Source organism: Salmonella sp. SA15303 (genome assembly GCF_029962125.1).
In the GTDB taxonomy this organism is placed as follows: Bacteria; Pseudomonadota; Gammaproteobacteria; order Enterobacterales; family Enterobacteriaceae; genus Salmonella; species Salmonella enterica.
The window spans coordinates 1,784,726-1,801,531 of sequence record NZ_CP123924.1 but is presented as its reverse complement, the minus strand read 5'-3'; the positions used below and the strand labels follow the sequence as shown (position 1 = coordinate 1,801,531).

Sequence of the window (16,806 nt, the reverse complement as noted above, 5' to 3'; positions counted from 1 at the left end):
GTCACCCCCGGAACCGGTGCTGATTCTCAAGGAACCACTGGTAAGTACCGGCAAGCCCTGCCTCCAGTGAAATTTCGTGATACCAGCCAAGCTGATGCAGGCGCGTGACGTCGAGCAATTTACGCGGCGTGCCGTCCGGCTTCGTGGCGTCGAACACCACCCGGCCCTGGTAACCCACCACCTTTGCGATAGTCTGCGCCAGCTCGCGGATGGTGCAGTCCACGCCAGTGCCGACGTTAATGTGCGACAGCATCGGAGCGGTGTTCTCCTGCCACACTTCGCGCGCCAGCTCCATCACGTGAATGCTGGCCGCCGCCATATCGTCAACGTGCAGAAATTCGCGCATCGGCGTGCCGCTGCCCCACACCACCACCTCCGGCGCGTGGCTCTGCGCGGCCTCATGAAAGCGGCGCAGCAGCGCCGGGATCACATGTGAATTGTCCGGATGGAAATTGTCATGCGGGCCGTACAGGTTGGTTGGCATCACCGAACGGTAGTCGCGACCGTACTGCCGGTTGTAGGACTCGCACAATTTAATCCCGGCGATCTTGGCGATGGCATACGGCTCGTTGGTCGGCTCCAGCGTCCCCTGCAGCAGCTCGCTTTCCGCCATCGGCTGCCTTGCCAGTTTCGGATAGATACAGGACGAACCGAGAAACAGCAGTTTGTTCACGTTGTGCAGGTGCGCGGCGTGAATAATGTTGCTCTCTATCATCATGTTTTCATAGATAAAATCCGCCGGATATGTGTTGTTGGCGACAATGCCGCCCACTTTCGCCGCCGCCAGATAAACCTGGTCGATACCCGCCCCGGCAAAGAACGCCTGTACCGCGCGCCCGTCGAGCAGATCCAGCTCATCGCGGGTGCGCAGCACCAGTTCCACGTCGCCGCGCGGCGCAAGCTGCCGTACAATGGCGGAGCCCACCATCCCGCGATGGCCCGCCACAAAAATTCGTTGCTTATTCATTCTCAGGACTCCAGCGCGATGGCCACCTCATAACCGTGAGATTTCAACAGTGAGTGTTTTTTCGCGGCCTCCAGATCGTTCGCCACCATCTCGGAGACCATCTCCGACAGGGTGATTTCCGGTTTCCAGCCCAGTTTCTCATGCGCTTTGGACGGGTCGCCCAGCAGGGTTTCCACTTCCGCCGGACGGAAATAACGCGGATCAACGGCCACAATCACATCCCCCGGTTTCACGCCCGGCGCATCGTGTCCGGTAACGGATACCACGATCCCTTTCTCATTAATGCCTTCGCCTTCAAAGCGCAGTTTTATCCCCAGTTGCGCCGCTGCCAGCTCCACAAACTGGCGTACGGAATACTGCACGCCGGTGGCAATCACGAAATCTTCCGGCTGCTCCTGCTGTAACATCATCCACTGCATCCGTACGTAATCTTTCGCATGGCCCCAGTCGCGCAGCGAGTCCATGTTGCCGAGATACAGGCAGGACTCCAGCCCCTGGGCGATATTGGCGATGGCGCGGGTGATCTTACGGGTGACGAAGGTTTCGCCGCGACGCGGGGACTCATGGTTAAACAGAATGCCGTTACAGGCGTAAATACCGTAGGATTCACGGTAGTTGACGGTGATCCAGTAGGCGTACAGTTTCGCCACCGCATAGGGGGAACGCGGGTAGAACGGCGTGGTCTCTTTCTGCGGAATTTCCTGCACCAGCCCGTACAGTTCAGAGGTGGAGGCCTGGTAGAACCGCGTTTTCTTTTCAAGACCGAGGAAGCGGATCGCCTCCAGCAGGCGCAGCGTGCCCATCGCATCCACATCGGCGGTATATTCCGGCGACTCAAACGACACCGCCACATGGCTCATTGCGCCCAGGTTGTAGACCTCGTCCGGCTGCACTTCCTGTAAAATGCGGGTCAGGTTGGAGGCGTCGGTCAGGTCACCATAATGCAGATGAAATTTCGGGTTGCAGCTGTGCGGGTCCTGATAAATATGGTCCACGCGCTCGGTATTAAACGATGACGCGCGGCGCTTGATACCATGCACCTCATACCCTTTTTCCAGCAGAAATTCTGCCAGGTAAGACCCATCCTGTCCGGTTACGCCAGTAATGAGAGCGACTTTTGACATTTTCATTTCCTCAAATAGTCCCGTTAGGGAGTAACTTTCTGAACGCGCTGGCGCGTTACCACTGCGGGATTGCCCCGACAAATCGCATTTGCCGGTAATGATTTAAATACGCTGCTGCGCGCGCCGACGACGGTGCCATGACCTATCATCACGCCGGGCGCGACAAAAACATCGGTTGCCAGCCAACATTTTTCGCCAATAACAATCGGCGCGGCGTTAATATCGAAATGGGCGCTGGTATAATCATGGCTACCGGTACACAAATACCCTTTTTGTGAAATGACCGCATGTGCGCCAATATTAATTTCACCCAACGTATATAACACAGCGTCGTCGCCTACCCAGGCATAATCGCCGACGGTTAATTTCCACGGATAGGTAATTTTTACTGACGGTCGAATAACCACATTCTTTCCAATTTTGGCGCCAAACAGACGCAGCAAAAAGGCTCGCCAGCGATACAATATTTGCGGCGACCCGGCGAATAATGTCGCCTGTACCGCCCACCATAATTGTACTTTTAGCGCATTAGCGCCGCGGAACCCTTTCGGCACCGTAAAGCCGCTAAGATCCTGCATAATAGCTCCCGGTGATTAGACTTTGTTATACCGCGCTTTTGTTTTACCCGTCGTTTTCAGACGTAATAAATAGGATAATTGCGCCCAAAACCCTGGCACACGTAATATTTTTCGCTGTACGTTTTTTGCATCCTGGCATAATTTCAGATTATTCGAGGTTGACACGCCGCCCATCGAAAATTCAGATACCAGTCCGTTAATTCGCCGAAAAGGATAGCCTGCTTTATAGAGACGGGCCGCCAGCGCATAATCTGAAGAGACATGATATTGCAGATCATAAGGATATTTTTTTAACGCTGCCGTCGGGAAAAATATCGCCTGATGGCTGGCTGGCAAACTATGGTAGATATAATACCCGGGTTTAGCCTTCCGGCGTATTTTATGCCCGCCGCCAAAATCCAGCAGCGCGTCGCCAATATACATCGCCTCGCCCTTTTGCCGCGCCAGTTGGCGGACAAACAGCGCGGCATCATCATGGAACGCATCACCGGAATTAAGAAACAGGGTATAGCGCCCCTGCGCCAGCGCAATGCCTTTGTTCATGGCATCATAAATACCGCGATCCTTTTCACTGATAAAACGTAGGTTAAACTCACCGTGACGTTTTTGCAGAAATTCGCGCGTGCCGTCCTCCGAACCGCCATCCACTACGATCCATTCAAATGACAGACCCGGATCGCGCGCCAGATTGCGCAGCGAGCGCCAGGTTTTTACCACCCCTTCGTAATTGCGAAAGGCGACGGTAACGACGCTTAAAAACATGCAACCACCCCGTTATGAAATTTTTAACGCCTTGCGCAAAATGAACGGACAGACGATTAAAAAAGCATATTCCGGGCTAAATATTGAACCGGTAAAAAACAGCGACACCGGCGTAAAAAGATAGAGCTGCACCCGAAAATTACGATTATCGCCAAACGCATTTAGCGCCATTTTTAAAACTTTCCCCATATACCACAGCGTCATTAGCACTGCGAACCAGGAAAAATAAATAATCAGCAGATACAATCCATTGTCTATGGTTTTCCCGACATCCGCACCGTTAAAGATTCCGAATGATGCAACATATTCATAAAGTGAGCCAAATCTGACTACACCATCAATATGGGTCAAGGAATATCCGACCATGACTAACGGGCCCACAATACGATAATAAGAAGATGAGCCTTCCGTCCCTAAATCGCCAAGTCGTGTCGCGATATAAGGAAATGCAATAATTACCCCAACCAAAAACAGGGTTAATGAGACCAGCGCCAGTGGAAGTTTTTTCTTTATCGCATCCTTATTCAAATATTGGAACGCCCACTCCAGAAGGTAAAACAGGATAAAGGTCATTACCCCTGAAAATGATCCTGATAATATTATCCCTGCCAGAATCATAGCATCGCTTTTCGGTGTTTTGATACCAAACTGTTTGATGCTCAGCCAAATTGAGATTAGTGCCAAAGCGAAAAATGCCGGTTCAAAATAAAGCGCAGTGGTACGCTTACCGCCAAATTTTATGAAGTTCAGTACATAGCTATTACTGTAAATGAGATATTTCGAAATTCCTTCCATAATACTGCTGCCGCCGGTAAGGATAATTTGCGCCATCTCAACCGCGGCGAGCGCGACCACCATACCCACCACCAGATAAAAAAAACGCAAAATCTTTCGGTGGTTATGCGCGGAAATGGTTTTGAATCGGATACTCCAGACCATCCCGATAATGACCACAATATAGACAAACAGCATCGTGGACGTGACATATTTACCGGCATTCAGCGACTGGCCGAACAGGAAGTTAAATGCCGTAAGCCCCGCGCCGATGCCTAAGGCGATCATCAATTTTTTTACGCTAATGCGTTCCACAAATAACAGCAGCAACAGCGGTAAAAAAGTGACGATGGTAATGGGAAAGCTTTCCCCCAGTTGGGCAATCTTGACATTGACCAGTAGGTAGATCAGCGGCAGCAGCAGATAGCTACAGATTCTGATAGAACGAGACATACTCCTCCAGCATCTGTTGACCGCTGTACGCGACGCGGCTACGCATACGAAAGGCGTCCAGCGTTGCGCCAAATACCGCCTGAGCAATCTCTGGCTTACGCCGCTGCGCCAGGCGCAGTACATCTGTAGCGGCAAAGGTCTGGCCGCCGGATTTCGCCAGCACCTCCTGCGCCGCCTCGCTGTGGGTAGCGAGCACCGGTACGCCGATCGAGAGCGCTTCACACAAGATCAGCGGATAGTTATCGACCCGCGAGCTAAAGACCAGCGCATCCATCTCATTGAGCGCGCTCATTAATTTGCGCTTATCGGTTTCAAAACCGTGATTAACAACGTTTTGGCCAGTAAAAGGCGAAAATTTACCGAAGGTATGCAGTTCAATTTTTTCGCCCAGCGCCATCATGTCGTGTACCAGACGCTGGTCAGTTTTGCCGTCATAACGCAAGTCATGCGCCACAATGGCGATCCGCGGTTTTCCCGGATTCAGCGGCACAGGTGATAGCTGCGCGAGAATCGCCTCGGTCGCCAGATCGATACCGTTGTTAATAATCTGGCAGCGCCCCGCGCCATAAACGCTGTTAAAGGCCTCGGCCACGTGCTGGCTCGGCGAAATAAACCGGCAGCCCAGCCGCAGCATGTCCCGAAAGCGCTGACGTTTGCCGCCAATAAGCTGGTGCGCCCGATCCACCCTGACCGGCGGATAATTGCTTAGGGTCGGGCATTTTTGGCAGCCGCTTTTCCAGCCCTCGCAACCGTCGGTGAAGGCGCAACGCCCGGTAACGCTCCAGTGATCGTGCAGCGTCCAGACCAGCGTGACGTCTGGTTTTTGCGCTTTGACTTTTTCGCAAAACGTCACGATGTCCGCCAGGTTTAGCCAGTAACTGTGGAGAACATGAAAATGCAGCACCAGCGGGCCGGATGTCTGGATAACCGTGCGGTAAAGATTGTCGAGATTGCCAAACAGATCGCGATTCAGGAAACGAAACAGCGCGATATTAGCGATTGCCGTGCCGCGCGGCGTCTGTTTTATCACCTGCGGATAACGGTGGTGGCTGACGCTTTTTTTTCCGCCTTTGCCATAACCATAAACAAAATGCGACGTCAGCCCTTTTTGCAGCGCCCGCAGATGGAGATCCAACGCCACTCCCGCCGCGCCGCCTTCCGCCAGCCGTACATTAAATTGCAGAATATTCATGTGCTGACCTTCACCCGTGCTTTTTCTCCCACCACCAGCGCATGATCCGGAATACTGTCAAGCACCACGCTACCCGCGCCAATCGTGACGTGATTACCGATAGTAATATCGCCAAGCAGGATGACATTCGCCCCCAGCTCAACGCCGTTACCAATCACCGGACAAGCCAGGCTGTCCGCGCCGCGATTGCCAATGGTGACGCCGTGGCGAATGGTAAAATCGTCGCCGGCGACGACATGTTTGTTGATCACTACCGCGTAACCATGATGGATAGTGAACCGCCGACCAATGGTCGCGGCGGCCTGGATTTCATACCCGAACAGGCATTCCGTGATTACGCGATACAGCACCAGCACCGGCGCAGCCCACAGATTATTCAGCACATTCTTTTTGCGCCAGACGGAACAAAAATGAGCGATACGGTAGGCCAGCACCATGCAACAGGGGCGTAAGCTCCAGCTATTCGCGCGTAAGTCTTCCAACATCGTTATCGCCCCCGCAGCCCGGCCGCCAGGCGTTTGCTGTTACGCACGGAGAGCAACGTCAGCAACGTGCGCCAGGTCATTCGCTTATTGCGAATTTGGTACAGGGTAAAAAGCTGGTATTTTTTGCTGGCGCGATCGAATTTATCTTTGTGCTTACGATAAAAATGGAAATAGCCGGAGAACTTTTTCGGCGAAGAGGTAATCTGCATCTCGCCGTGGTTGATATGTAAAATTTGCGTCGCCTCTTCGACTTTCCACGGTTCGCCATACTCCACCACCATGCGCAGAAAAATGTCGTAGTCCTGCGCCGCCTTGAGTTCGGTATCGAACAAACACGCTTTAAAACGCCAGGCCCAGGTAAAAACCTGATTGCCAATAATATTGCGCTTGTAGAATAAGCGGCGCGAATAAGGGGATTTCGGATACAGCGGCAGGCTGGCAGGCTGAGAGTAGACCTCGCCCTCGCACACATAGTCGTTGGCATACAAAAAGGCGTGTGTAGTTAACTGGTGTTTATGGGCCAGAAACACGCTCAGACGGTTGGGCGTCCATTCATCGTCATCATCAATACCGGTAATATAGTGTCCTTGCGCCTGCATAATGGCCTGATTGCGTACCGCGCAGGCGCCAGTATTCATGGCGTTATGAGTATAACGAACGCGCGGGTCGTTCAGCTCCTCAACAAATTGTTGTAGCTGCTGATAAGACGAGGAGCAATCATCCACGATGATCATCTCCCAGTGACGGTAGTCCTGACGTAGTACTGATTTAATCGCCCGGATAGCCAACTGCTGCCTGTTCCAGGTTGGCATATAAATTGAGATCAGCGGATTGTCTGTTGTCATGCTTATTCCCCAGATAGTTTTGCCGCATGGCGCTACGCTTGTCCGGCCTACAGTCACAGGCCGCGCCATCCGGCACGCCTTATTTTTTATTTGGAATCTGACTGGTATTCATACTCGTAATAACCATAATCCTGGTAGCCCGTCGCCCGGCGGAAAATGGAGTTGAGAATGACGCCTTTGACCTGAATGCCATTCTGGTCAAAACGGCTCAGACTGGTTTCCACCTCTTTTAAGGTGTTGACGGCATAACGCGCCACCATCAGCGTCGTCCCGGCGTGGCGACCCACAATCGCGGCGTCCGTCACGGCCAGAATCGGCGGCGTGTCGATTAATACCAGGTCGTAGCGGCTGCTTGCCCAGGCGATCAGCTCGCCGAAGCGCTCGCTCATCAGCAGTTCCGATGGATTAGGCGGCACCTGACCGCGCGGAATAAGATCAAAATTAGCAATCGCCGTGGGTTTCGCGCAGGAGGCTATCTCACCTTTGCCCGCCAGAATGTCAGATAAGCCGTCCACGTTATTGGTGCCGAGCAGTTCATGGGTGTAGCCCTTGCGCATATCGCAGTCGATCAGTAATACCCGTTTATGCGTCTGGCTGATGACGGCCGCCAGGTTGGCGCAAACAAAGGTTTTGCCGATAGAGGGGCTGACGCCTGTGAGCATGAGTACATTATTTTGCGCCTGCATCATGGCGAAATGCAGGCTGGTGCGCAGGCTGCGAATCGCCTCAATCGCCAGATCGGTCGGATTGCCCACCGCCAGCAGTTGGCTCTGCTTGTAACGCTTAATTCCTTTAATGGTTTTGACGCTATCGCGCGCTTTTTGCCATTCCGACAGCGGAATACTGGCATAGACGCTGATCCCGTGCTCCTCCAGCGCCTGCGGGCTTTCAATACCGCGATTAAACAGCGAGCGCAGCAGCACGCCGACAATCGATAACATTAATCCCAGAATAATGCTGCCGAGAATAATCAACGCCTTTTTCGGCTTCAGCACGCCCGGCTGGGTAATCGCCGGGTCAACGATGCGCACGTCGCCAACGGTGCTGGCTTCGGTGATTTTCAGCTCCTGCTGTTTATTAAGCAGTTGCATATAGACCTGCTGGCCGGACTCCACATCGCGGGTCAAACGCACAATCTCCTGCTGGGTTTTCGGCATTGCCGTCACCCGCCCGTTCAGTTTGGCTTTTTCATCTTCCAGCGCTTTACGTTTTTCCAGCAGGGTGCGGTAAGCCGGATGCGCTTTGGTAAAGAGCTTGGAAATTTCCGCCTCTTTAAACGTCAACTCATTCAACTGGGCGTCGATATTAACCATCGAATCGAGCACCGCCTTCGCCTCCAGCGGTAAATCCACCGAGTCTTTATCCTGGCGGAAAGCGTTTAGCTTGTTTTCCGCCACATCCAGACGGCTGCGGACTTCCGGCAGTTGTTTTGCCAGAAACGCCAGGCTCTTCCCCGCCTCTTCAGATTTCCGCGCAATATCCTGTTGCAGATAGTTACGGGTAATACTGTTGAGAATTTCGCGGATCTGGTCGCGATCCTCTCCCGTGAACGTCAGGCTCAGAACGCCGGTATCTTTGCCGGTTTCCGTTACGGTGAGGTTATTTTGCAGGTTATTAATCATGCCAAGCGTTGAGAATTTACTCACCGTAAATTCTGTATCAGGACGGGCGTCAATCGCCTCTACCCGCATCGTCACGCCGTCTTTATTGAGTGGCTGGCCCACAACGCCCTGCGCGCTAAATCCGCCGTCGCTAACCAACTGATAACGTTTGTCGCCCAGCACTTTGAGGGTGAAGATCTGTCCGCTCATCGTCTCTGGTCGGGTGAATGTCGTGACTTTCACCATTTCATTGTGACGTCCCATCAGCCGTTCCCACCCGGCGCCAAAGAGCGGAAAGGTGTTTTTGGTGACGGCAATATCCAGATCCAGATCGTCAACGGTCTTCCCCAGCACCAGGCGCGATCGAATGAGCTGAATTTCCGCATCGGAAGCCGGCGGCTTATTCGCTAATGCGCTATTGATATCCTGTACCAGCGAATTACCGGCGTTTTGTTCAATCTGTACCAGCGCATCGGCGCTATAGATGGGCGTGGCGAAGAACGTATAAATTACCGCGCACAGCGCAAATATGGCCGTCGTCCCCAACACCCACCAACGCGCTTCAATCACCGTTCCGACCAGGCGCCCGATATCGATTTCATCGCTACCCGTAACCGCCGCAGATTGTTTTACTTTTTCTGTCATGGTTTTCCCTGCTCTGCATTCAGTGCCTGCGCCCACTGGCGGGCAGACCTTTCCAGTAATGTGTACACCGCCTCAAACGCATCGCGGCTTTTGCGATACGGGTCCGGTATTTCACGCTCGCTGTCCCAGTGACCAAACAGCATTACCTTGCCGCGCATTTCCGGCGCAATGTCGCACAGGGCGGCGATGTGACGTTTCTCCATCGTCAGAATCAGGTCATATTCCCGGCACAGACGCGCGGAAATTTGCCTTGCGCAGTGATTTTCCAAAGACAGATTGTGGGCGCTCGCCACGCTCGCCGCCGCAGGATCGGCGCCTTTGCCGACCAGCGCGCCTAATCCTGCGGACGCAACCGTCAGCGAGGGATGAAAGCGTTTTAGCAAACGTTCCGCCGTCGGGGAACGGCAAACATTCCCCACACAGACCACTAAGATTTTGTTAAACATAACGATTACCAGGAATGAATGTCGCTGGCCGTATCCGTCATATAACGGACACCGCTAATGGTTGGCAGCAACTGATTGATCAGACGGTTCCAGCGAGCAACCGGCGCGGTCGTGACGTACACCACATCGTAAGGCTGAAGTCGGAATTCCGTCGCCATCACCAATGACGTGGCGTCAGACATATCAAGCTGGTAGATATTGGCGATCTTGCCGCCGCGTTCCCCCTCGCCTTTCAACGGACGAATCACAAAAATGCCGCTGGCGTTGGAGGTGGTCAGATCGATGCCTTCCGCATTGCCCAATGCTTCGGTGAGCGTCATGCCGCTGAAATCCATTTTGAGGGTGCTCTGTTTTTTCACTTCGCCCATGACAAAGACTTTCAGATCGTCATTGCGCGGCACATACAGAATGTCGCCAGGGTAGAGCAAGCGGTTCTGACTAAGATCGCCATTTTGCATCAGCGCCTGTAGCGAAATGCGCTGTTCTTTGCCGTTGTGCGTCAACACGACGTTGCGCCAGTCCGCCATATCGGTCAGGCCGCCCGCGGCGTTAATCGCATCCAGGACGGTTAGCGGTACGTTAGTAATGGCCTGCTGACCGGATTTATTCACCTGGCCGGAGATATACGCTTTTTGCGAGCGGAAAGCGGCGATATTGACATCCACCTGCGGGTCCGCGATGTACTTCGCTAAACGCCCGGTAATATCGCTGCGAATCTCTGACAAAGTTTTACCGACGACGCTAACCTTGCCAATGTAGGGATAAAACATGGTGCCGTCCGGCTGTACCCAGTTGCCGGTATCGCTTGAGCTACGGTACTGGCCCGCTGGCGTGGTCAATTCCGGGTGATCCCAGACGGTGACATTCAGCACATCGCCAGGCCCGACGCGATACTGATAGCTGGCGATCTCCTGGTCCAGCGACATATTCGGTTGCGCGACATTGGGCCGCGGGCGTAATTGCTCAACCAGCCGTGGCGTCAGCGGATACACATTGACCATCCGGTCGAGATCAAAGTCAGCGTCTTGCTGTTTGATCACATCTTTCCCCATCGTAGACATATTGCTGCCCGGAAGTACTGTGCAACCACTTATCAAGCTGAGCGACGCCAATAATGGCATCAATTTCATTTTGGATTTCATCATTGATTATTTATCACTTTGGCAGAGTCATTATCCTGTGCAATTTAAATAGCGGCTTCGTCCGTGCACATTTACCTTGCAGTTAATGGCAGAGAAAATTAACTGGCATCATTCTGAAAAAAAATCAATTCATCCGCAGGCTATTGACAGAATAATAAAGGCTTATATTCAGGCTTTCAGGCACGCTACCGCCCCTGGCTTCTTAGCTACCAATACACTGATTATTCTAAATTTTCGCATTCCCCTCCGATTTTATCCTCGTTCAGATAAAAATCTTCAGCGAAATAAAGGTTACGTATTAATAGTTTTCTCGATGTCGTGACAGGATATTTAAGAGCGCTATCTTAATCCTGCAAGAATTGTTGCAGCTAACCTAATGACAGGCAAGGTAACAAACCCGCCATTCTATATTTTTAAGATTAATATTAAATGAATTAACAGATGATTTTAGGATTTTATTGATGTTGACAATATTTATTTACTCCACTCCACCTGCGATATTTCCTAAATATATTCTTGACATTATTTAGTTTCTGACAGAAACATTACGGCTATTTTAAAGTTATTTTATAGCCGAGTAACAAAGATAAATTGCGCTGCGGCATTGCATTTTTCCGCCGTATTATCCATGATCGAATTGTGACAATTGTCATATTACAGAAGGTATTGCTCTTACTATGGAATGGATTGCCGATCCGTCAATCTGGGCCGGACTGGTAACGTTAATCGTTATCGAACTTGTTCTCGGCATTGATAACCTGGTCTTTATTGCCATCCTCGCTGAAAAACTACCGCCGGGGCAGCGCGACCGCGCGCGCATTACCGGCCTGATACTGGCGATGATCATGCGCCTGCTGCTGCTGGCGTCAATCTCGTGGCTGGTCACCTTGACTAAGCCGCTTTTTAGCGTACAGGCGTTAAGCTTTAGCGCCCGCGATCTGATTATGCTGTTCGGCGGCTTCTTCCTGCTCTTTAAAGCCACCATGGAGCTCAACGAACGGCTGGAAGGGAAAGATAGCGCCAACCCTACCCAGCGTAAGGGGGCGAAATTCTGGGCGGTGGTCGCGCAAATCGTGGTGCTGGACGCTATCTTTTCTCTCGACTCCGTGATTACCGCCGTGGGGATGGTCGATCACCTGGCGGTCATGATGGCGGCCGTGATAATCGCCATTAGCCTGATGCTGCTCGCCAGCAAGTCACTGACCCGATTTGTGAACAACCATCCCACCATTGTCATTTTGTGTCTTAGCTTCCTGCTAATGATCGGCTTTAGCCTGGTGGCGGAAGGGTTTGGTTTCCACATTCCGAAAGGGTATCTGTACGCGGCTATCGGCTTCTCGGTGATGATCGAGGCGCTCAACCAACTGGCTATTTTTAACCGCCGCCGTTTTCTTTCCGCTAACCATACGCTGCGCCAGCGCACAACGGAGGCCGTGATGCGGCTGATTAGCGGTAAAAAAGAGGATGCCGAACTGGATGCGGAAACCGCCGCGATGCTGGCAGACCATGACGACAGCCAGATTTTTAATCCGCAGGAGCGCAGGATGATTGAGCGGGTGCTGAATCTCAACCAGCGCACCGTAAGTAGCATCATGACGTCGCGTCACGATATCGAGCATATCGATCTCAACGCGCCGGAAGCGGAAATCCGCGCTCTGCTGGAAAAGAACCAGCATACGCGTCTGGTCGTGACGGGTGAGAATGAACAGGAAGATTTACTCGGCGTCGTCCACGTCATCGATCTGTTGCAACAATCGCTGCGCGGCGAACCGCTCAACCTGCGGGCGCTGATTCGCCAACCGCTGGTTTTCCCGGAAACATTGCCGCTGCTGCCTGCGCTGGAGCAGTTCCGTAACGCCAGAACCCATTTTGCCTTTGTCGTAGATGAGTTTGGCTCGGTTGAAGGCATTGTGACATTAAGCGATGTCATGGAGACTATTGCCGGTAATCTGCCGAATGAAGTCGAGGAAATTGACGCCCGCCACGATATTCAGAAGAACCCGGACGGTTCCTGGACAACAAACGGCCATATGCCGCTGGAGGATTTGGTGCAGTATGTGCCGCTACCGCTGGATGAAAAACGGGAATACCATACGATTGCCGGATTATTGATGGAATATTTGCAGCGCATACCGCAAACCGGTGAAGAGGTTCAGGTGGGCGATTATTTGCTGAAAACATTGCAGGTAGAAAGCCATCGAGTGCAGAAAGTGCAGTTAATTCCGCTGCATAACGGCGAGCCAGACCAGGAGATGTAACGCCTGTTCACCTGCCCCGGCCTGCTTACCAGGCAGGCCGGAGGCGCGTTAGCCTTGCCATCCGGCTCTGCCCTTTGGCCAAAAACTACAGCTTATCCAGCAGTTTCTTCACATCTTTACCATTGCGGGTATCTTTATTGCGCTCCGCCCAGTCGTTGAGCCGACGCTTCGCCTCATCCTGTAAATGCTTACGCAATAACTGATCCACTTGCAGGGTATAGTTCAGCTCCTGCCACTTGCCATAGACGCGCAGCGGCACCGGCGTCTCTTTCAGGAAGGTGATCAGGTTGCTATCGCCGTTCCAGCCGCCCAGCACACGCAGATTAAATTGCGTATCACAGCTCTGCTTAACCAGGTCCAGCGTTCCGCTGCCGGTTAACGCCAGCATAGAAGATTGCCCGACCATGTCGTCGAGCGTCAGCGTGCCCTTATTTAGCGTCAGATCGGTCGTGAAGCGATCCAGTCGGGTCGCGTTGTCCATATTTTCCTGCGACTGCTGCGCGTCGCCGCCGCTTCGCTCTACGGCCTGCTGCACCAGTTGCTGGAAATTCATTCCTTCGAGGCGCGTATTGCTCATGTCAACATGCGCTTTTCCTTTCCAGCTGTGGCGAAATGCCTCCGCGTCAATATCCGCCCCGGAGAAATCGCCAACCAGCGACATCTTACCGGTCAGGCTAATCGGATAATTGAAGGCTTTCAGGATAGTCCCAATCTCAACATGGTTGAGGCGAGGGTGGAACTCGATGCGTGGACTGGCGGTGCGGGCGTCAAGCGTGCCGGGCAGCGACATCTCTCCGTCGGCCAGTTTCCCCTGCAACTCGGTAATATCCAGCAATCCGGCCTGATTAGACATCTTCGTCGAAACCTGGGTAAAGTCCATTCCCCGCCAGCGAACTGAATCCGCCTGTAAAGCAATCTCCGCCGTAAAGCTTTGCAGCCCCTGATAAGGCGGCGCACCAACACGCGACGCGATAACTGGCCTGGTCAGGGGGAGCGTATTTTGCCCCTGCGACACCGCGCCGCCTGTCTGCGCCACGGCGCTATGATGCGGCAACAGGTTGTCCAGATTAAGCTTGCTGGACTGGAGGTCAATTTGCCATTCCGGCTGCTCCGCCAGCGTTACCTGAACGTGTCCGGTCAGAGAACTGTCATTCGCCGTTAAATTTAAGTGGTTAAATGAAAGACGTTTTTGCGCTTCCTGCCACTGAGCCTGCAGTTGTCCCTGCCCCTCAATCCCCTGCGCCGGTAAATCCGCGCCCTGCAATTGCCAGCGCAGTTGCTCAATACCCGCGGTTAAATTATGCGGATAATCGGAAGCATCCACCGTTCCGCTGAACGATAAAGCAAGATCCCGCTGATCGCGGTTCACGCGTCCCGAAAAATCAAACGTGCCGCGATGCTCGGCATCTTGTTCCATATTCAGACGAATATCGCGCACCGTGACCTGATCATCATTTTCATGTTGGAAAACCAGCACGCTGTCGGCAACGCGCAGGCTACGAATATCAAACGACCAGCCGCGATCTTCCGCTACGTCCGGCAAGGTATTATCTTTCGGCGCGACCGGCGCATCATCACTGCGTACCGCTTCCGTTTGCGGCGTCAGTTGAATCACCCCGCCTTTCAGCATCACCTGCTTAACATGAAGCTGATGACTCAACAGCGGCCATAAAGCGACATCCAGGCGCATATTGTCAGCCCGCACCAGCGGTTCGCTGGCGCCTCGCGCCGTTAGCGTCATTCGCCCGGAAAGGATGCTGAGTTGCGGCCATACGTGCCAGCGCAGCGGCCCGTCCAGTTGCAACTGGTATTCACTACGCGCGGCAACCTGCTGCACCATATAGGCGCGGAAATCATTCGGATTGACCAACAATACCAACGCAGAGAATCCGGCCACCAGCACGACCAGGAGAATCATCAGCGTCGTCAGAAATCGTCTCATGCTACCCTCAATGGACCGGCAGTATTGCGCCGAATGGCTCAGTCTTTATCAATCCGGCTGGCGACAGCGCCCTGCTGATCGCGATATTTGGCATCCTGACGGCGGTTATAAGGCCGCGCCGCCGGGCCGGACAGCGGCTCAAAGCTCAGCGCGCCGATGAGCATACCCGGACGCAACGCCAGCGGCAGCTTCCCGGAGTTGTAAAACTCAAGCACAATGCAGCCCGACCAGCCGGGATCAATACGGTGCGCCGTCACATGCACCATCAGCCCCAGACGCGCCAGCGAGGAACGACCATCCAGCCAGCCCACTAAATCCGGCGGCAGGGTAACGGATTCAAAGGTGACAGCCAGCGCCAACTCGCCCGGATGCAGATAAAATGCCTCGCCGTCCGGCAAAACGATTTCATCGCTCATCACGCGATCCAGCGCCGCGCTGACCTCATCTTTCGGCCCGCTCAGATCGATAAACGCCGCCGTATGGCCACGGAAGGTTCGAAATTTATTGCCAAGACGTACATCGACCGTCGCGCCATTAATGCGCTCTACGGGAGGTCGCGGGGTGATAGACAAACGGCCTTCATCCAGCCAGGCTTCAATATCTCGGTCGCATAAACGCATGGCACTTTCTCCTTTCGCGCATCAAGCCCTTAAATCAAGCACATCAAGGGCTAACCAGGTTATCACTGAACGGTACACAATTCGCCAGATTTATTCAAAGAACTGGCTGATTTTCGCTTTCAGAATATCAATAGCGATGCGGTTTTTACCGCCGCGCGGCACGATAATATCCGCATATTGTTTGGAAGGCTCAATAAATTGCAGGAACATCGGACGCACCGTTTTCTGATATTGCGCCATCACCGAATCCATTGAGCGACCACGCTCGTTCACATCGCGTTTGATACGGCGCATCAAACAGATATCCAGCGGCGTATCGACAAAAATAGAGAAGTTCATCTCTTCACGCAAACGCGCGTCGGTCAGTAACAGAATACCTTCAAGAATAATCACCTTCTTCGGTTCTACGCGAACCGTTTCCTGCATACGGGTATGCTCAACATAACTGTATACCGGTAATTCAATCGCCGAACCGCGCTTGAGCGCCTGAAGATGCTGAAATAGCAGGCTGTGATCCATCGCATTCGGATGGTCATAGTTGGTTTTTACGCGTTCTTCCATCGACAGATGGCTTTGATCTTTGTAATAACTGTCTTCGGGAATAACGCCAATATGTTCGTCACCCACTTGTTCACGCAATTCGCGGTAAAGGGTACTGGCAATAAGACTCTTGCCGGAAGCCGATGCGCCAGCGATACCGATAATGACGCACTGATGAGACTGATCAGTCATAAATTTAGCGACCTGATTAACCTGGATGTAAGGAAGGGGGGCGCCGAAACGCCAAACGCGGCAATTATAGGGATTTCAGCAGCGCGATACCAGTCCGGCGCTATGCCACGGTGAATTTGTTGGCGGCGCATTCGACGTCGCGACGTAAAAGCGTTCAGTTTTAACGCGGGCAGCGGTTTTATCGACCCGTCTGGAGGAGGAATACGCCGGGAGCCACAATTTATATTCAGCCAGCGTATA

15 protein-coding genes are annotated in these 16,806 nt (G+C 53.0%); 1 reads left to right on the top strand and 14 read right to left on the bottom strand.

Annotated features, from left to right (window positions below; translation table 11 throughout):
• Window position 1: 1 nt before the first annotated feature.
• The 11 genes from fcl to QEN31_RS08485 all read right to left on the bottom strand — a co-directional run bounded on the left by fcl (window position 2) and on the right by QEN31_RS08485 (window position 11,017).
• Window positions 2–967, bottom strand: a complete 966-nt coding sequence (gene fcl / locus QEN31_RS08535) for a GDP-L-fucose synthase (RefSeq protein ID WP_001041686.1) — start codon at window positions 965–967, stop codon at window positions 2–4.
• Window positions 968–969: 2 nt separating this feature from the next.
• Entirely contained in the window at window positions 970–2,091 is a 1,122-nt protein-coding gene (gene gmd / locus QEN31_RS08530) for a GDP-mannose 4,6-dehydratase (protein WP_000048160.1), read from the bottom strand.
• Window positions 2,092–2,114: 23 nt separating this feature from the next.
• Window positions 2,115–2,669 (bottom strand): colanic acid biosynthesis acetyltransferase WcaF, encoded by a 555-nt coding sequence (gene wcaF / locus QEN31_RS08525; RefSeq protein WP_001153601.1) that lies wholly within the window; start codon window positions 2,667–2,669, stop codon window positions 2,115–2,117.
• Between the two features lie 15 nt (window positions 2,670–2,684).
• Window positions 2,685–3,431 (bottom strand): colanic acid biosynthesis glycosyltransferase WcaE, encoded by a 747-nt coding sequence (gene wcaE / locus QEN31_RS08520; RefSeq protein WP_052944234.1) that lies wholly within the window; start codon window positions 3,429–3,431, stop codon window positions 2,685–2,687.
• Window positions 3,432–3,443: 12 nt separating this feature from the next.
• Window positions 3,444–4,658: a colanic acid polymerase WcaD gene (gene wcaD, locus QEN31_RS08515; RefSeq protein WP_000091397.1), complete on the bottom strand. Its 1,215-nt coding sequence runs from the start codon at window positions 4,656–4,658 to the stop codon at window positions 3,444–3,446.
• Window positions 4,633–5,850 carry a colanic acid biosynthesis glycosyltransferase WcaC gene (gene wcaC, locus QEN31_RS08510; RefSeq protein ID WP_052944235.1) on the bottom strand — a complete coding sequence of 406 codons (1,218 nt, stop codon included), beginning with the start codon at window positions 5,848–5,850 and terminating at the stop codon, window positions 4,633–4,635. The genes wcaD and wcaC overlap by 26 nt, the downstream gene beginning before the upstream one ends.
• On the bottom strand, window positions 5,847–6,335 hold the full coding sequence (gene wcaB / locus QEN31_RS08505; RefSeq protein ID WP_000888725.1) for a colanic acid biosynthesis acetyltransferase WcaB: 489 nt from the start codon (window positions 6,333–6,335) through the stop codon (window positions 5,847–5,849). The genes wcaC and wcaB overlap by 4 nt, the downstream gene beginning before the upstream one ends.
• A 2-nt stretch (window positions 6,336–6,337) precedes the next feature.
• Complete coding sequence (gene wcaA / locus QEN31_RS08500; protein ID WP_000205692.1) at window positions 6,338–7,180, bottom strand: colanic acid biosynthesis glycosyltransferase WcaA; 843 nt, start codon at window positions 7,178–7,180, stop codon at window positions 6,338–6,340.
• Between the two features lie 86 nt (window positions 7,181–7,266).
• Window positions 7,267–9,426, bottom strand: a complete 2,160-nt coding sequence (gene wzc / locus QEN31_RS08495) for a tyrosine-protein kinase Wzc (protein WP_001581018.1) — start codon at window positions 9,424–9,426, stop codon at window positions 7,267–7,269.
• Window positions 9,423–9,872 (bottom strand): low molecular weight protein-tyrosine-phosphatase Wzb, encoded by a 450-nt coding sequence (gene wzb / locus QEN31_RS08490; protein ID WP_000482226.1) that lies wholly within the window; start codon window positions 9,870–9,872, stop codon window positions 9,423–9,425. Before wzb ends, wzc begins: the two co-directional genes overlap by 4 nt.
• A 5-nt stretch (window positions 9,873–9,877) precedes the next feature.
• Window positions 9,878–11,017 (bottom strand): polysaccharide export protein, encoded by a 1,140-nt coding sequence (locus tag QEN31_RS08485; protein ID WP_000978076.1) that lies wholly within the window; start codon window positions 11,015–11,017, stop codon window positions 9,878–9,880.
• A gap of 674 nt (window positions 11,018–11,691) precedes the next feature.
• Between QEN31_RS08485 and QEN31_RS08480 the strand changes: the two genes are divergently transcribed.
• The gene (locus tag QEN31_RS08480) at window positions 11,692–13,272 is read left to right on the top strand and encodes a TerC family protein (RefSeq protein ID WP_099949644.1); all 1,581 of its coding nucleotides are present in this window, start codon (window positions 11,692–11,694) and stop codon (window positions 13,270–13,272) included.
• Between the two features lie 85 nt (window positions 13,273–13,357).
• Here QEN31_RS08480 and asmA read toward each other — a convergent pair whose 3' ends face one another.
• The 3 genes from asmA to udk all read right to left on the bottom strand — a co-directional run bounded on the left by asmA (window position 13,358) and on the right by udk (window position 16,566).
• The gene (gene asmA, locus QEN31_RS08475; protein ID WP_001252257.1) at window positions 13,358–15,214 is read right to left on the bottom strand and encodes an outer membrane assembly protein AsmA; all 1,857 of its coding nucleotides are present in this window, start codon (window positions 15,212–15,214) and stop codon (window positions 13,358–13,360) included.
• A gap of 38 nt (window positions 15,215–15,252) precedes the next feature.
• Window positions 15,253–15,834, bottom strand: coding sequence for a dCTP deaminase (gene dcd, locus QEN31_RS08470; RefSeq protein WP_001234783.1), 582 nt, complete (start codon window positions 15,832–15,834; stop codon window positions 15,253–15,255).
• Window positions 15,835–15,924: 90 nt separating this feature from the next.
• Window positions 15,925–16,566 (bottom strand): uridine kinase, encoded by a 642-nt coding sequence (gene udk, locus QEN31_RS08465; protein ID WP_000132082.1) that lies wholly within the window; start codon window positions 16,564–16,566, stop codon window positions 15,925–15,927.
• Between the last annotated feature and the right edge of the window lie 240 nt (window positions 16,567–16,806).

Excerpts from the sequence above, each read along its gene's own strand:
- fcl (WP_001041686.1), bottom strand. The coding sequence starts at position 967 with ATGAATAAGCAACGAATTTTTGTGGCGGGCCATCGCGGGATGGTGGGC.
- gmd (WP_000048160.1), bottom strand. The coding sequence starts at position 2,091 with ATGTCAAAAGTCGCTCTCATTACTGGCGTAACCGGACAGGATGGGTCT.
- wcaF (WP_001153601.1), bottom strand. The coding sequence starts at position 2,669 with ATGCAGGATCTTAGCGGCTTTACGGTGCCGAAAGGGTTCCGCGGCGCT.
- wcaE (WP_052944234.1), bottom strand. The coding sequence starts at position 3,431 with ATGTTTTTAAGCGTCGTTACCGTCGCCTTTCGCAATTACGAAGGGGTG.
- wcaD (WP_000091397.1), bottom strand. The coding sequence starts at position 4,658 with ATGTCTCGTTCTATCAGAATCTGTAGCTATCTGCTGCTGCCGCTGATC.
- wcaC (WP_052944235.1), bottom strand. The coding sequence starts at position 5,850 with ATGAATATTCTGCAATTTAATGTACGGCTGGCGGAAGGCGGCGCGGCG.
- wcaB (WP_000888725.1), bottom strand. The coding sequence starts at position 6,335 with ATGTTGGAAGACTTACGCGCGAATAGCTGGAGCTTACGCCCCTGTTGC.
- wcaA (WP_000205692.1), bottom strand. The coding sequence starts at position 7,180 with ATGACAACAGACAATCCGCTGATCTCAATTTATATGCCAACCTGGAAC.
- wzc (WP_001581018.1), bottom strand. The coding sequence starts at position 9,426 with ATGACAGAAAAAGTAAAACAATCTGCGGCGGTTACGGGTAGCGATGAA.
- wzb (WP_000482226.1), bottom strand. The coding sequence starts at position 9,872 with ATGTTTAACAAAATCTTAGTGGTCTGTGTGGGGAATGTTTGCCGTTCC.
- QEN31_RS08485 (WP_000978076.1), bottom strand. The coding sequence starts at position 11,017 with ATGATGAAATCCAAAATGAAATTGATGCCATTATTGGCGTCGCTCAGC.
- QEN31_RS08480 (WP_099949644.1), top strand. The coding sequence starts at position 11,692 with ATGGAATGGATTGCCGATCCGTCAATCTGGGCCGGACTGGTAACGTTA.
- asmA (WP_001252257.1), bottom strand. The coding sequence starts at position 15,214 with ATGAGACGATTTCTGACGACGCTGATGATTCTCCTGGTCGTGCTGGTG.
- dcd (WP_001234783.1), bottom strand. The coding sequence starts at position 15,834 with ATGCGTTTATGCGACCGAGATATTGAAGCCTGGCTGGATGAAGGCCGT.
- udk (WP_000132082.1), bottom strand. The coding sequence starts at position 16,566 with ATGACTGATCAGTCTCATCAGTGCGTCATTATCGGTATCGCTGGCGCA.